The sequence below is a fragment of the Candidatus Nitrosotalea okcheonensis genome (assembly GCF_900177045.1).
Taxonomy (GTDB): Archaea; Thermoproteota; Nitrososphaeria; order Nitrososphaerales; family Nitrosopumilaceae; genus Nitrosotalea; species Nitrosotalea okcheonensis.
This window is the reverse complement of sequence record NZ_LT841358.1, coordinates 1,809,470-1,823,242: the sequence shown is the minus strand read 5'-3', so window position 1 is coordinate 1,823,242 and position 13,773 is coordinate 1,809,470. Positions and strand designations below refer to the sequence as shown.

At 37.2% G+C, this 13,773-nt stretch carries 15 protein-coding genes and 1 tRNA gene; 8 read left to right on the top strand and 8 right to left on the bottom strand.

The genetic code is table 11. The features are described 5' to 3' along the window. Positions 1-66: 66 nt before the first annotated feature. The gene (locus BQ3481_RS10680) at positions 67-549 is read left to right on the top strand and encodes a 50S ribosomal protein L11 (RefSeq protein WP_157928241.1); all 483 of its coding nucleotides are present in this window, start codon (positions 67-69) and stop codon (positions 547-549) included. On the opposite strand, the gene BQ3481_RS10675 is transcribed toward BQ3481_RS10680, so the two are convergent. Further along, positions 550-984 (bottom strand): Lrp/AsnC family transcriptional regulator, encoded by a 435-nt coding sequence (locus BQ3481_RS10675; protein ID WP_173848127.1) that lies wholly within the window; start codon positions 982-984, stop codon positions 550-552. A gap of 188 nt (positions 985-1,172) precedes the next feature. On the opposite strand from BQ3481_RS10675, the gene BQ3481_RS10670 reads away from it, so the two are divergent. After that, positions 1,173-1,829 carry a 50S ribosomal protein L1 gene (locus BQ3481_RS10670; RefSeq protein ID WP_157928239.1) on the top strand — a complete coding sequence of 219 codons (657 nt, stop codon included), beginning with the start codon at positions 1,173-1,175 and terminating at the stop codon, positions 1,827-1,829. A gap of 1 nt (position 1,830) precedes the next feature. Further along, on the top strand, positions 1,831-2,697 hold the full coding sequence (gene rplJ / locus BQ3481_RS10665; RefSeq protein ID WP_157928238.1) for a 50S ribosomal protein L10: 867 nt from the start codon (positions 1,831-1,833) through the stop codon (positions 2,695-2,697). A 17-nt stretch (positions 2,698-2,714) separates the two neighbouring features. Here the strand turns inward: rplJ and BQ3481_RS10660 are convergent, their stop codons facing one another. The 3 genes from BQ3481_RS10660 to BQ3481_RS10650 form a co-directional block, all read right to left on the bottom strand. After that, positions 2,715-3,344, bottom strand: a complete 630-nt coding sequence (locus tag BQ3481_RS10660) for a trimeric intracellular cation channel family protein (protein ID WP_157928237.1) — start codon at positions 3,342-3,344, stop codon at positions 2,715-2,717. A gap of 70 nt (positions 3,345-3,414) precedes the next feature. Continuing rightward, entirely contained in the window at positions 3,415-3,714 is a 300-nt protein-coding gene (gene rpl12p / locus BQ3481_RS10655; protein ID WP_148693225.1) for a 50S ribosomal protein P1, read from the bottom strand. A gap of 73 nt (positions 3,715-3,787) precedes the next feature. Further along, entirely contained in the window at positions 3,788-4,294 is a 507-nt protein-coding gene (locus BQ3481_RS10650) for a hypothetical protein (RefSeq protein ID WP_157928236.1), read from the bottom strand. A gap of 77 nt (positions 4,295-4,371) precedes the next feature. On the opposite strand from BQ3481_RS10650, the gene alaS reads away from it, so the two are divergent. From alaS to BQ3481_RS10635, 3 genes are read left to right on the top strand one after another with little or no spacing between them, the layout of a single operon-like run. Further along, on the top strand, positions 4,372-7,083 hold the full coding sequence (alaS, locus tag BQ3481_RS10645; protein ID WP_157928235.1) for an alanine--tRNA ligase: 2,712 nt from the start codon (positions 4,372-4,374) through the stop codon (positions 7,081-7,083). A 3-nt stretch (positions 7,084-7,086) separates the two neighbouring features. Then, positions 7,087-9,957: a leucine--tRNA ligase gene (gene leuS / locus BQ3481_RS10640; protein WP_157928234.1), complete on the top strand. Its 2,871-nt coding sequence runs from the start codon at positions 7,087-7,089 to the stop codon at positions 9,955-9,957. 45 nt (positions 9,958-10,002) lie between these two features. Then, positions 10,003-11,010 carry an NAD(P)/FAD-dependent oxidoreductase gene (locus BQ3481_RS10635; protein ID WP_157928233.1) on the top strand — a complete coding sequence of 336 codons (1,008 nt, stop codon included), beginning with the start codon at positions 10,003-10,005 and terminating at the stop codon, positions 11,008-11,010. A gap of 2 nt (positions 11,011-11,012) precedes the next feature. On the opposite strand, the gene BQ3481_RS10630 is transcribed toward BQ3481_RS10635, so the two are convergent. Beyond that, a complete protein-coding gene (locus BQ3481_RS10630; protein WP_157928232.1) occupies positions 11,013-11,714 on the bottom strand; it encodes a YkgJ family cysteine cluster protein in 702 nt (233 codons plus the stop codon). A 37-nt stretch (positions 11,715-11,751) separates the two neighbouring features. Here BQ3481_RS10630 and BQ3481_RS10625 point away from each other — a divergent pair, with 37 nt between their 5' ends. Both BQ3481_RS10625 and BQ3481_RS10620 read left to right on the top strand, forming a co-directional pair. Continuing rightward, a complete protein-coding gene (locus BQ3481_RS10625) occupies positions 11,752-12,072 on the top strand; it encodes a hypothetical protein (protein WP_157928231.1) in 321 nt (106 codons plus the stop codon). 31 nt (positions 12,073-12,103) lie between these two features. Then, positions 12,104-12,206: transfer RNA gene (locus BQ3481_RS10620), tRNA-Gln, on the top strand. Between the two features lie 26 nt (positions 12,207-12,232). Here BQ3481_RS10620 and BQ3481_RS10615 read toward each other — a convergent pair. The 3 genes from BQ3481_RS10615 to BQ3481_RS10605 are packed head-to-tail and all read right to left on the bottom strand — an operon-like array spanning position 12,233 to position 13,736. Further along, positions 12,233-12,832, bottom strand: coding sequence for a 30S ribosomal protein S7 (locus BQ3481_RS10615; protein ID WP_148693218.1), 600 nt, complete (start codon positions 12,830-12,832; stop codon positions 12,233-12,235). Positions 12,833-12,835: 3 nt separating this feature from the next. Further along, positions 12,836-13,273: a 30S ribosomal protein S12 gene (locus BQ3481_RS10610; RefSeq protein WP_101477235.1), complete on the bottom strand. Its 438-nt coding sequence runs from the start codon at positions 13,271-13,273 to the stop codon at positions 12,836-12,838. A gap of 4 nt (positions 13,274-13,277) precedes the next feature. Beyond that, positions 13,278-13,736 (bottom strand): NusA-like transcription termination signal-binding factor, encoded by a 459-nt coding sequence (locus BQ3481_RS10605; RefSeq protein ID WP_157928576.1) that lies wholly within the window; start codon positions 13,734-13,736, stop codon positions 13,278-13,280. Positions 13,737-13,773: the final 37 nt, after the last annotated feature.

The window sequence follows — 13,773 nt, the reverse complement described above, 5'->3', positions numbered from 1 at the left end:
ATGCCATGATAACTTGGTGTCCTTATTAGCAAGGATTAAATTTACATTTAAGAGGGAAGAAAAAATATGGCAGACATACAAACCGTTTCTGCACTAGTAACAGGAGGCCAGGCCAGTGCAGGTCCTCCTTTGGGTCCAACATTGGGACCTCTTGGTGTAAACATTTTACAAATAGTCACTGCCATAAATGAGAAGACTAAAGATTTTGAAGGAATGAAGGTACCTGTCACAGTTAATGTCGACAAAGGAACAAAGAAATGGACTGTAGAGGTTGGAATTCCATCGGCAGCAGCCCTAATTTTAAAAGAAGCTGGTATTCAGAAAGGATCAGGAACTTCTGGTGCTACATGGGTAGGAGATATTTCACCAGATGCAGTTGTCAAGGTTGCCAAATTGAAAATAGATTCGTCATATGCACTTAATATAAAATCAGCATCAAAAGAAATAATCGGAACATGTCTTGCACTAGGAATCAAGATAAGCGGCAAGAATCCAAAAGAAGCAACAGCCGATCTAGAATCGGGCAAATGGGACGACAAATTCAAGTAATTATCCAGTCATGGAATAGATTGGATCTTTATCGGTCTTCTGTAACTCAACAAAAGTTTCCGTATTTTGTATTCCGTCAATTTTTCCTATCTTTTCTATAGCCACAGTATGTAATTCCTCAAGGTTCCGCGCTCTCAGAGTCAACAATATATCAAATCTTCCAGTTACTTCAGATATTACAACTATTTCAGGAGTTTTCAACAATGCCTTGTGAATCTGATCTTTCAACTTTGGATCCCGGTTAATACCCATAGTTGCCCTCACTCCAATGCCTATCAGAGACTCGTCAACTACAATTGTGAATTTCTTGATTAGTTTTTTCTTGACAAGTCGTTTTACTCTGCTATAGAGAACTGACGTGTTGACACCGAGTTTTTTTGAAAGATTTGGAACTGACGTGTTACCATCTCTGCTAAGCTCGGTAATTATTTTCATATCTAATTCATCGAATTTGTGCAACTTTGCGACTTGTTTTTATTACTATTTAATAAATGTAAGTTACTTTTCCAAAAGTATTCTTATTTCAAGGCTAGCATCACCATAAGAAATTTTCCTAGTCGTGTAATTCTCGAGGGATTTTGTCGCTAAAGGATTTTAAATAGGCAAATCAGAATGCTTTCGTAATGATTACCGAGTCCCAGATAGCTCAAATGATAACCGATGCCAAAAAGAGCACAAAGGAGAGAAAATTCAAGCAGGCAGTAGAGCTAATCATGGTTTTCAGAGATATTGATGTAAAGAAAGGATTTGCGATAAATGAGACAGTTCAGTTACCAAAAAAAATGAACCAGTCATCTTCAATATGCGTTATTGCGTCAGGAGATCTTGGTGTAAAAGCAAAGAGTGCCAATGCAGACTTGGTAGTAGACAGTACACAAGTATCACAGATGGGATCAAACAAAAGAGAGTCTCGTAAACTAATCAATGGTTATGACTTTTTCCTTGCAGACACTTCAGTAATGGCAAACGTTGGTAAGACTCTGGGTCAATTCATGGGTCCTAGAGGAAAGATGCCAACACCACTTCCGTTCAATGCTCCAATAGAGTCGATATTGGAAAGATTTAGATCTTCAATAAGAGTTAGACTGAAAAATTCTCTTTCTTTGGCATGCAAGATAGGCGATGAGACAATGTCTGATGAAGATCTAGTTGCAAATGCTAACGCAGTAATTGGTACAATCGAAAAGAAATTACCTAGTGGTGATAAGAACATCAAGAAAATAATGATCAAGACCAGCATGGGAAAGATCATCAAACCAATCCAACCAGGAACGAAGTAACATGCACCAGAATAGAACAAAATATCCTCAAAAGAAAGCTCAGATGTATCAACAGTTACAAGAACTACCAAGCAAGTACAAAGTCATAGCACTTGTAAGGATGGAAAAGGTAAGATCTTCGCAATTATTGCCGTTAAGAAAAAAATTCAAAGGTGAAGTAGAAATTGTAAGTATCAAAGACAAGGTTGCACAGAAATCACTTTCTACACTAAAGATTCCTGGAATTGAAAAACTTGCGGCAAATCTAGTGGGACAATGTGTATTGATGTTTACAAACATGAGCCCAATCAAACTGAACATTTTACTTGGTAAAAATAAAATAATGATGGCAGCAAGAGGAGGAGACAAGGCAAGCATAGATGTAGTCATCAAAGCTGGCAACACTGGAATTACCCCAGGACCAATTCTTACTGATTTTAAAGAAGCGGGAGTATCAACCAAGATTGATCAAGGAACTGTTTGGATAACAAAAGACTCTATAGCAGCAAAGAAAGGCGATACCATATCCGGAAAATTAGCTACCCTGCTGAGCAAACTAGATGTCAAGGCGGTAGAGGCAGGCATAGTACTAAACTCGGCTTTGGAAGACAAGGTAATTTACAATCAAGAAGAATTGACAGTAGATGTAGAACAATACAGGGCTGCATTTGCCAAGGCACACCAAGAAGCATTATCACTATCCATAGCGATAGGATACGTAACTAAAGAAAACGTCAACATGATACTTGCAAAGGCTGCTCAACAGGCAAGATCACTTGCGATAGAAGCAGGCTTCCTTACTGATGATACCAAGGATGCAACAATACAAAGAGCACATGGACAGGCAAAATCATTATCAGGCAAACTAAAGGGTTACAGTCCTCAATAAATTAGCAAGATAATATTTTAGCGTACTTTGGGCAGATTCCAGTTGTATTTCATGGCAACCAATCGCAGTATTGTTGTAACTAGTATTGAGCCGACTGTTGCCACTTCTATTTGAAGTTGGACTATTAGAAGAATGTAAAAAACAACAACGCCTAGAAAACTTGCTGATGCATACAGTTCTTTGACAAAAACCATAGGTACTTCATTTACAAACATATCCCTCAAGATTCCCCCACCTACTGCAGTTATCATTCCAGCCATGGCCATCGCTAGAAAATTCATCCCAAACAATTGATATGCCAGAGTTGCCCCGATGGCAGTAAAGACACCCAATCCGAGAGCATCGAATTTTAAAAACAAATTCCAGTGTTTTTGCATTCTAGGATAAAGAAAGAATATGACAATGCCAGTAACAGTAGTAATTATCACATAATTTGGATCAGATATAGAATGGGGTGGAAAATGTCCAAGTATTATGTCCCTCATAGTACCTCCAGCTACACCAGTGATAGTTGCAAGAATTATAATTCCTACAATGTCTGCTTTGTGTTCAATTGCCTTGAATGCCCCAGTAACTGCAAAAGCCATCGTTCCAAACAAATCCAATATCAACACAATAGTTTGAATTGGAGATGATAGTTCAGTCAAATAACAAAGTAACCAGAACTATAGTAAATAACGTTTAAGAGATTACAAAAAAGGGAATAGATTTACAGTTTTAACCAAATAGTGCAGAAAGACCTTCCATTGCCTGTTCTTCTGTCTTTGCAGATGGCAGATCAGCCTCTTTCTTTGCTTCCGATGCGCCTCCACCTGATGGTGCTGCAGGTGCAGCAACTGCTACTGGGGCAGCCTTTATTGCTTCCTCAATGTTTACATCTGCGAGTGCAGCAACAAGTGCCTTTACTTGTGCCTCATTAACTTCAGCACCTGAAGCCTTGACAACATTAGCAATATTTGCTTCGTTGATTTCCTTCTTTTGTTTGTGCAAAAGCAACGCAGCGTATACGTATTCCATTGTAAACAAATTTTGCAAGAGGCATAATATAAAACTATGGAGGCATGTAAAAAATAAATCTAAAATGATTTCTCTAGTTTAAGATTTTAAGACCTCGACAAATAGAATACATGTATTTCTTCAAGTCCTTGTCATAAAGTGTATCCATTCTTTGTTTTAAGATTCGCTTTGCTTGCTCCTTTTCTACACCATCTGGCAGAGAGAGTACGTTGTTAATCAATTCAGGTATAGATTCTCTAACCCAGCCAGAAATAATATTGTGAATGTTTTTGTGTATTTTTTCAACATGATCAGTGGTGATATCAAAAACTCCAGTAAAATTATTGTGTTCTACCCTGTAGATCAAAGCAAATATGCATTCTTTTGGATCGGGATTCTTCAAAAGTTCTAACGATTGAGGTCCAGCTTTTCCTTGAGATACTTTATTCTTCAGCCCTACAGGATTTATTATCATACCATTAACTCCAATGTTGGAATTCTCTACTCCAGTTACAATTCCTATAACAATATCCCTATGTTCGCCATTTGGCTGTGATGCAAATACATGGTCTCCTTCCTTCCAACCTTTTTTTGTAAACATGAGAAACTTTCCTAGTAAATCATATTTAATGTGTTGCTTCAGAATGCTTAATATCAGTCAGAAGGAAAAATTGTGAAATGGACAAGGACCAGATCCTTTCAAAGTTTTCTACTGATCCAGACAGATACTACAAGGTCGCATTATTTGAAAATGAAGGATTTAGGAGGAAATCATGTATCAAGTGTCGCAGGTTTTTCTGGACTTTGGATGACAATATTAGCATGTGTCCTGATCATATAGAAAACAGTTATTCGTTTATTGGAGACCCTCCTACAAACAAGAGATTTGATTATACGCAAGCATGGAAGGAAGTAGAATCGTTTTTTGTACAAAATAATCACAAATCAGTTGGGAGATATCCAGTAGTTTGCAGATGGCGGGATGATCTTTATTTTACAATTGCATCCATTGTGGACTTTCAAAGAGTAATGGGTTCCAAAGTTGTCTTTGAATTTCCTGCCAACCCACTGATTGTTCCACAAACTTGTCTTAGATTCAAAGACATTGAAAATGTAGGAGTAACCGGTAGACATTTTTCCAGTTTTTGTATGATAGGACAACATAGCATACCAAACTCACAAGGATATTGGAAGGATAAATGCGTGGAGCTTGATTTCAAATTACTTACAGAAAGATTTGGAATCAACAAAAAGGAGATAGTGTTTGTAGAAGATGTGTGGGCCGGTGGAGGATCCTTTGGATCATCACTTGAGTACTTTGTAAGAGGATTAGAACTTGGCAATGCAGTATTCACGGAATTTCAAGGCGATCTGACCAATTATTCCGTATTGGATCAAAAGATCATAGACATGGGTGCCGGTCTTGAGAGGTTTGCATGGATTACAATGGGAACCCCTACTGCTTATGATTGCTGTTTTGGACCCATAACAAAACATATGATAACCAAGATAGGTATCGACATAGATTCTGGCACAATATCCAAATATTTCATGTCAGTGGCAAAGGCCCTCTCAGAATCAAACGATATTGCCATAGTCAGAAAGATGGCTGCAAAAATTGCAGGGTTGGATGAAACAAAACAAGATAAAATAATTTCTCCACTTGAAGGGATCTACATGATAGCAGATCACTTGAGAACGCTGGTCTTTGCAATTTCTGATGGTGCATTACCAAGCAATGTGGGAGGTGGCTACAACTTGAGGATGATTCTCAGAAGGACGTTGGCAACTATTGATAGATTTGGCTGGAATTTTGACCTTAACAATCTAATTGATCTTCACATAGATTATCTAAAATCTACATATCCAGAACTTGAACAAACTCGTAATGATGTAAAAACAATAATCGAGATAGAGAAGAATCGTTACAACGAGTCAAAAGTCAGAATGAAAAACATGGCAACTACATTCAAGACACAAAACAAGAAATTATCAGTGGATGATCTCATCCGCCTGTATGAATCAGATGGTATAACTCCAGACTTTCTCAAAGAATCTCATATAATACAGGAAATTCCCTCTACATTTTACGAAAGACTATCAGATTTGCACCAGTCAGAGAAGACAGAGAAGAAAGAAGAACTAGACCTGGAGGGAATACCTGATACAGATTTACTATATTACAAAGATGATCCACACGAGTTCAAGGCCAAAGTACTCAAAATAATAAAAAACAAATTTGTCATACTTGACAAGACATCATTTTATGCAAGAGGTGGAGGTCAAGAGCCAGATCATGGAAAAATCGAAGAGTTTGATGTGATAGATGTAAGCAAGCATGGAAATGTTGTATTACATGAGGTCAGAGAAGGAGAGGTACCAAAAGAAGGTATAGTTGCAAGTTGTAAAATCGATTCAGCTAGAAGATATGGAATAACACGAAATCACACAAGTACTCACGTACTAAATGCGTCTGCAAGAAATATTCTGGGCTCTTGGATCTGGCAGCATTCTGCTTTCAAGGATGTGGAATATGCAAGACTTGACATCACCCATCATTCAAACCTCACAGAAGACGAGATAATGAAAATAGAGGATCTTGCAAACACTACCATAAGAAAAAACATTCCAGTTTTGATCAACCAGTTTGAGAGAGGCGAGGCAGAACAAGAATATGGTTTTAGAATTTATCAGGGAGGAGTAGTGCCAGTAAAATTAGTACGAATTGTGAACATAGAGGGATTCGATGTGGAAGCATGTGGTGGAACACATGTACAAAAAACTGGAGAGATTGGATTAATAAAAATCACAAAAGCCGAGAGAATTCAGGATGGGGTAGTCAGATTAGAATTTGTATCCAGCAAGTCAGCACTCAAGTACACCCAAAATCAAGACCAAAAAATTTCACACATAGTAAAATCCCTTGGCTCAAGTAAAGAAAAGATGTTAGAATCATTTGAACATGTAATGAAAGATTCTGATGATGCAAAAAAAAGATTGCGACATATAATCAAAAGAACATCTGAGGCTTCGGCGAGAGAGGCCATTTCTCAGGCAAAAAGTATTGGAAAAATAAAGTTGTACTCTACAGTAGACGAAGAACTCGATGAGGAATTCCACATATCAGTTGGAGAAATGGCAACCAAGATAGACAAATCTCTCATCTATTGTGCGTTCATAGTAAAAAATGAATCAATCAAGATAATATCATTCTCTGGTGCTGATGCCATTCCTATCAAGAAAGCAGGAGATTTAGTAAAAGAAGTTTCCAAAGTACTCGGAGGTTCAGGCGGTGGAAGAGACGCATTTGGTCAGGGAGGAGGAAAAGACCTATCAAAGATAAAAGATGCCTTGTTAACCATAGAAAAATCAATTCTTGGAGAACGATAACAGATGGACTGGGTATCACTTGAAGAAAAATGGAGACATAGGTGGGATGAAGAAAAATACTTTGAGGCTGATCCAAATAGTAACAAAAAATTCTTCGTTACAGTGGCATATCCTTATCCCAACTCCCCTCAGCATGTGGGACATGGAAGAACATACACACTAGCAGATGTACATGCCAGGTTCATGCGCATGTTAGGTTACAACGTATTATTTCCAATGGGATTTCATTACACTGGAACGCCAATTTTGGGCATGGCCAGAAGGGTTCAAGATAATGACATGAAACTACTGGAAACGTTTCGCACTTTGTACAAGGTACCAGACGACAAAATAAGAGAATTTACGGAACCAGTGAAGATTGCAGATTATTTTCATCAAGAGATAAAGACAGGGATGATTGAGATGGGATATTCTATAGACTGGAGAAGAGAATTTACTACAATAGATCCAGTATACAACAAGTTTATCGAGTGGCAGTTTAGAAAACTAAAAGAAAAAAATCTCATAATTCAGGGCACTCATCCAGTAGGATGGTGTCCAAAGGATCAGAATCCAGTATCTCAGCATGACACACAAGGTGATGTAGAACCAAGTTTTACAGAATATACAATTATCAAATTCAGATATGACAAGTACATCATTCCCACTGCAACATTACGACCTGAGACTATTTTTGGTGTAACAAATATCTGGATAAATCCAGAGTTTGTTTATGAAATAATACAGGTTGATGACGAGCAATGGATAGTAACTAGCGAATGTGCAAGAAAGTTAGAGTTTCATAATAAAACAATAACAAGACTAGGGAAGATATCAGGCAAGGAACTGGTTGGAAAACAAGTCAGAGTTCCTGAAAGAGACGATCAGGTTTTGATGTTGCCAGCAAGTTTTGTCAAAAGTGGGAATGGTACTGGTATTGTAATGTCTGTTCCTGCACATGCCCCTTTTGATTATCAGGCCCTTGAAGATCTCAAAAAAGAGATTATGAAGTATCCCAACATATCAGGCATTCAAAATGTCAAGGCAATATCAATAATTGAAACAGAAGGTTACAGCCAAATTCCTGCGTTGGATGTCATAACCAAATTCCAAATTGAAAATCAAAATAGTTCAAAATTAGAAGAGGCTACCAAGGAAATATACTCAAAGGAGTTTTACGGTGGCAGATTAAAGCAGAACACTGGGAAGTTTGCAAGCAAGACAGTTGTAGAGGCAAAGGACGAAGTAAAAAAATGGCTGTTGCAAGAAAAAAATGCAGATATCCTATACGAGTTAAACGAGATTCCCATAAGATGCAGATGTGGTGCAGAATGCGTAGTAAAGATTCTCAGCAACCAATGGTTTCTCAACTATTCAGATCCGGAATGGAAGACAAAAGTACACGCATGGATAAATGAGATGAAGATTCTCCCAGAAGAGATTAGAAATGAATTCAACAATGTAGTAGATTGGCTCAGAGAGAGAGCATGTGCAAGACAGCATGGATTGGGAACAAAATTACCATGGGATAAAAACTGGATAATAGAAAGTCTTTCTGATTCCGTAATTTACATGGCATATTACACCATAGCAAAATATGTCAACAACAAGGAAATCGTTCCAGAAAATGTATCAGATACTTTTTTTGATTATATATTTTTGAGCAAGGGGAGATTAGAGGACACATCATCTCAATGTAAAATAGCACCTGATCTTTTGGAAAGAATAAAAAAAGAGTTTCAATATTTTTATCCAGTAAATGCAAGACATTCTGGAAGAGATCTAGTTCCAAATCATCTAACATTTTTCATCTTCAATCATATAGCAATATTTCCAAGAGAATACTGGCCTGAAGAGATTGTAGTTAATGGATCAGTCCTCATGGACGGAAAGAAAATGTCCAAATCAGAGGGAAACATAATTCCATTAAGAGACGCCATAAGAAAACATGGTGCTGATTCAATCAGGCTTACAATTTTGATTTCTGCAGAGTTGCTACAGGATGCAGATTTCAACCAAGATGCAGTAAAGGGAATAAAAAACAAATTAGAGAGCATGTTAGAGGAGTGTTCAAGATATAGAGCCTCTCACAATGTAAAACTTGAACAAGAGGACAAGTGGATAAAAAGCAAGACCGAGCAGTTAATTCTTAAAGCAACATCTTCAATACAAAAAATGAGACTGAGAGAAGCATTACACTTTATTCTCTATGATTTTGAATCAGATCTTCAGTGGTATATCAAACGAGCTTTGGCAAAAAAACGTGATAATTTTGCCGGAATCTTGCACGACATATTTTCTACGAGAATAGCAATGATGTCACCCTTTGCGCCATATGCATCAGAAGAGATGTGGTCTAGACTTGGAAATACAGGTATTGTATCAAAGTCTGCATGGCCAACATATCATGAGGATGTGATTGACTTGGGATCAATTCAATCGGAAAACCTGTTAAAAAATACAGTTGATGACATAAAAAACATAATCAAGGTCACGAAAATTATTCCAAATAAAATAACAATATACACGTCGGCCCAATGGAAAGTAAAGGCATACCAGAAAATTTTGTCCAGCGTGGTAGCAGGTGAGGTCAACATAGGTTTTCTTATAAAATCTCTTATTGCAGACAAGGAAACAGAAGAGATAAAAAAAGATCCTGATTTTGTGAAAAAAACAGTCAATGACATATTATCAGAATCACAAGAAGAAAGAGAATCAAAGAACAAGATCGGTCTTATTGATGAAAAAAAAATTCTCTTAGAACTTGATTCACTTGTGCAAGCAGAATTTGGAATTACATCGCAAATATTTTCTGAATCAGATCAAGACAAGTATGATCCAAAAAATAAATCAAGAACAGCAAGACCATACAAACCTGCCATCTTAATTGAATAGTAATTGCCACATGTTTTTATTAGGTAATTTTTCGTATAAGATTGTTTGAAAATAGCTATAGTTGGCATAGGAGTTGCCGGAGCATATCTGCTTGCAAGATTGAAAAATCAACACGAGGTAGTAGGTTTTGAGAGATCTACACAAGAAAATCATGATTCCATATGTGCTTGGGGTACATCAAAGGCACCAATGGAGGAATTTGCAAAAAAGGCCGGACTTGATTTTAGCGATTATGTAATACATGATGGAAAGCAAATGTATGTGGACATGGGTTTAGAAAGATTTCAAATCAAGCTCAAGGGACTTTGTACATACAACAAGATTGGATTGATAAAAGACATGGCAAAGGGATGCAAGGTACATCATGGTACTGTGCCAAAATTACAAGATCTAGAATCAGAATTTGACATAATTGTGGATTCCACAGGTTTTCATAGATCATATCTTCCAAGACTTGAAAAAGACTTTCATCTGCCAACATATCAATACAAGGTAGAATATGAAAATGGAGTGCCTTTTGACGATTTTTATCTCAAACCATTTTCCTCGATTAGCGGATATTTCTGGTATTTTCCACTAGGAGATAAAATTGCCCATATTGGTGCAGGAGATAAAAATAGAAATCACATTGTAGAAACCAATGCATTCTTGAATAAATATGGGGGAAAGATCCTAAAGACTGTTGGAAGACCAATACGTCTTGCCACCCCAGACCTTTGTGAGCCATTTTACCATGGAAAGGTAGTCGGAGTAGGCGAATCCATTGGTACAGTGTACCCACTGCTTGGAGAGGGAATAATTCCAAGTATGACATGCGGAGACATTTTTGTGGATACTTTGGGTAACAATGAGAGATACAGACAAATGGTTCTTGAAAAATTTGCAATCTATTCAAAGGTTTTATCATTTGTAAGAAACAAAATGGAAAGCAAGTTCGGCATCATGAAAAATTTTGTAGACATGTTATCGATTTATAGATACATGAAGAGAAATGAGAAAAGATTTGGAATGGAAATCAAGATGACAGACATGATGAAAGTAGCAAAGGCCTAGAGTTACATACTTACATAGCCAAAATTTTCTCTTGTTGTTCTGTTTGAGTTCATGGTATAGTCATAGATCATTTTGGAATACTCTAACAGAACATCTTTCATTGCGTCGTGGGATTTTGCAAAATAAAATCCTGGACAATCACCTGTGAACTGAAATGTAGCATGGACCCGAGCTTTTCCTTTTTCATTTTCAAGCCATGATGAAAATGGATACAGATAGCATACTCCCGGTCTAGAGGGATGAAGTCCACAGTAGCCTCTTTCATCAAGAAATCTGCACTTGATATGAGTCCCATCATCTGTCTCTTTTTCATCATCTTTACGTTTTAGATTAATCATGGTCATTACCACAGAGTTTCCCGCAGGTCCTTTTTCTTCCCATGTGGCTATGTTAGTCTCTTTCTTTACAAAATCCGATACTTTGTCATATTTTAGATTTTTACTTATTATTATCAGATCGCTGCTTGTAAGTGGTAATCGTCCCTGTCTATTACAGCAATTATGACAGTCAGGCCAATAGCATTTCCACAAGACATAACCGTCTTCATCTGTCAAATAAGGAATATGAAAAATTACGCCGTTAACTTTTATCTGGAAATCTGAAACATTTGTTTTTTTGCCCAAAATAAAATCTTGAATTACCGGTTCAATTTTCCAGTTTTTAGATAATAGCTCTAGGGCCTCTTCGATATTTGATTTCATCAACTAATAAATTGAGATCGGAACTTTTTGAACGTTATCAATGCTAGAAGAAAAGGGAAAATATGCCTCTGCCACTCAAAATCGAAGATTTGTCTGGGAGAAGGTCATGTGGCCATTAATCTTAGAATTGAATACAACTAATTTCACCAATCAACAATACAAGAAGAGGCGTGATCAAGTATGCAAGGAACTTAACATACCAGCTTCTCGAATTGCAGGAGGTTTTGTATCATTGTTGTTAAAGGGAATTTTGTACAAAGAAAATGATCTGTACTCCATTCATTACAGATTGATTCCTTACATGAGACTTGGTGCAAATTGCGATTATGCCACTGCAGTTCGTGAAGCCAGTACAAAATAATATATTCTCAAGAAATACCAGTCGTCTCGGTAGCCCGATAGTCTAGTGGCCAAACAATTTTGGGTTAGGGATCTCAGGCTCTGGATCTTATGAGAGGACACCTGGGGACGGCAGTTCGAATCTGCCTCGGGCTATCTATTATTTTTAAAAAATAATTTCTTTACCTAGAAGCCATTGCAATTCGTTCTAGTTCATTCTTTTTCTTGACAGACGGCGCATTCATGTCATTTGCTGAAGCAAGTATCAAGTGTTCTGCAAGATTTTCCTCAACTGCCTTTGGATTGGAAAATGATGCATCTCTGACACCTTCTGCAATGAATCGTAATGCAAGATCAACTCTCCGTAGTGGCGCAACATCTACTGAAACATGATAAACAGTTCCACCATATACTATTCTAGTAGTATCTTCGTTCGGTGCTGAATATTCTACAGCTCTTATCAAAACTTCAACAGGATTCTTACCAGTTTTTAGATGGATTATATCAAATGCAGCCTTGACTGTATTTATCGCTCGAATTTTTTTTCCACCCATCCTACCTGTATTTTTTGCATATTTTTTTCCAAAATGAGATAATTTGTTAATGAGTCGCTCAGCTATGTTAACTTCAGCCTTGTTGAATCTTTTAAGAGCTGATCTGCCAAATGACAACGGCATTATCTCTTGTTTAAGAGATATTACATTTTTCAATCCCGGATCTTTGACATCTATATTTGAGATATCCCATTTTCTGAAAAGTAGAAGATTTTGTGTTTCTGTCATTTTTTATCTCCTTGGTTTTTCCTTCTTTCCATAGACAAGTTCCTTAAGTGAAGTACCATTTACTTTGAAAACCTTCCACCTTACACCAGGAATATCACCTAGTGCTCCTCCCATGGATGCACCCATGCCTTCTACATGTACTTCGTCATGTTCATCAACAAAGTTAAGGGCACCGTCCCTAGGAAGGAAGGCTGTAACCGTTTTACCATTTTTTATTAGTTGAACTCTAACACATTTTCTTACAGCAGAGTTTGGCTGCTTTGCTTCTATTCCAACTTTTTCTAAAACTATACCTCTAGCTTGTGGAGCGCCTCCAAGAGGACTTGCTTTCTTATCAAGACCTAATTCTCTTCTTTTATAGGTACCAATAGACCATTTCTGTCGCTTTCTCTTATCTTTGAGAACTCTCCCTGCAAATAGACCTAAAGGTGATTTTGCCATACCATTACTCCATTATTTTCTCCGGACTTTGAATAAGAACACTGGAAATTTGAAAGTATCTCTTTGCTAAGAGTCTTGCTTTTTCTGCATTGCGGCCTTCTCTGCCCACTACAATTCCTTTCTTTTTTGCATCAACTAGAATAATTGCTTGAAGTGAACCATCAAGTCTCTTATTTATTTTCACTTCAGAAACTAATTTTGGATTAAGCATATTTTTTAGAAATTCAGATGGTTCTTCAGAATATTCTACAAGCTCAACATTTCGTTTTACTACATTTTGCAGATTCTTTATTGTAGAACCGCCTTTTCCAATGGCTAACCCCATTTTACCATGATTTACCACGAATATAACTCGGTCTTGTTTCTCGTCTTCAATACAGTCTCGTGCTGTAGCTCCTGTCACATTCTGAAAAAGTGACATCAGTTTTATTTGATCTGTTGATAGTTTGATTGTTTCCGTCATGCCGTTTTTAAACTCGATCTCTTGGTGGGACATTTAA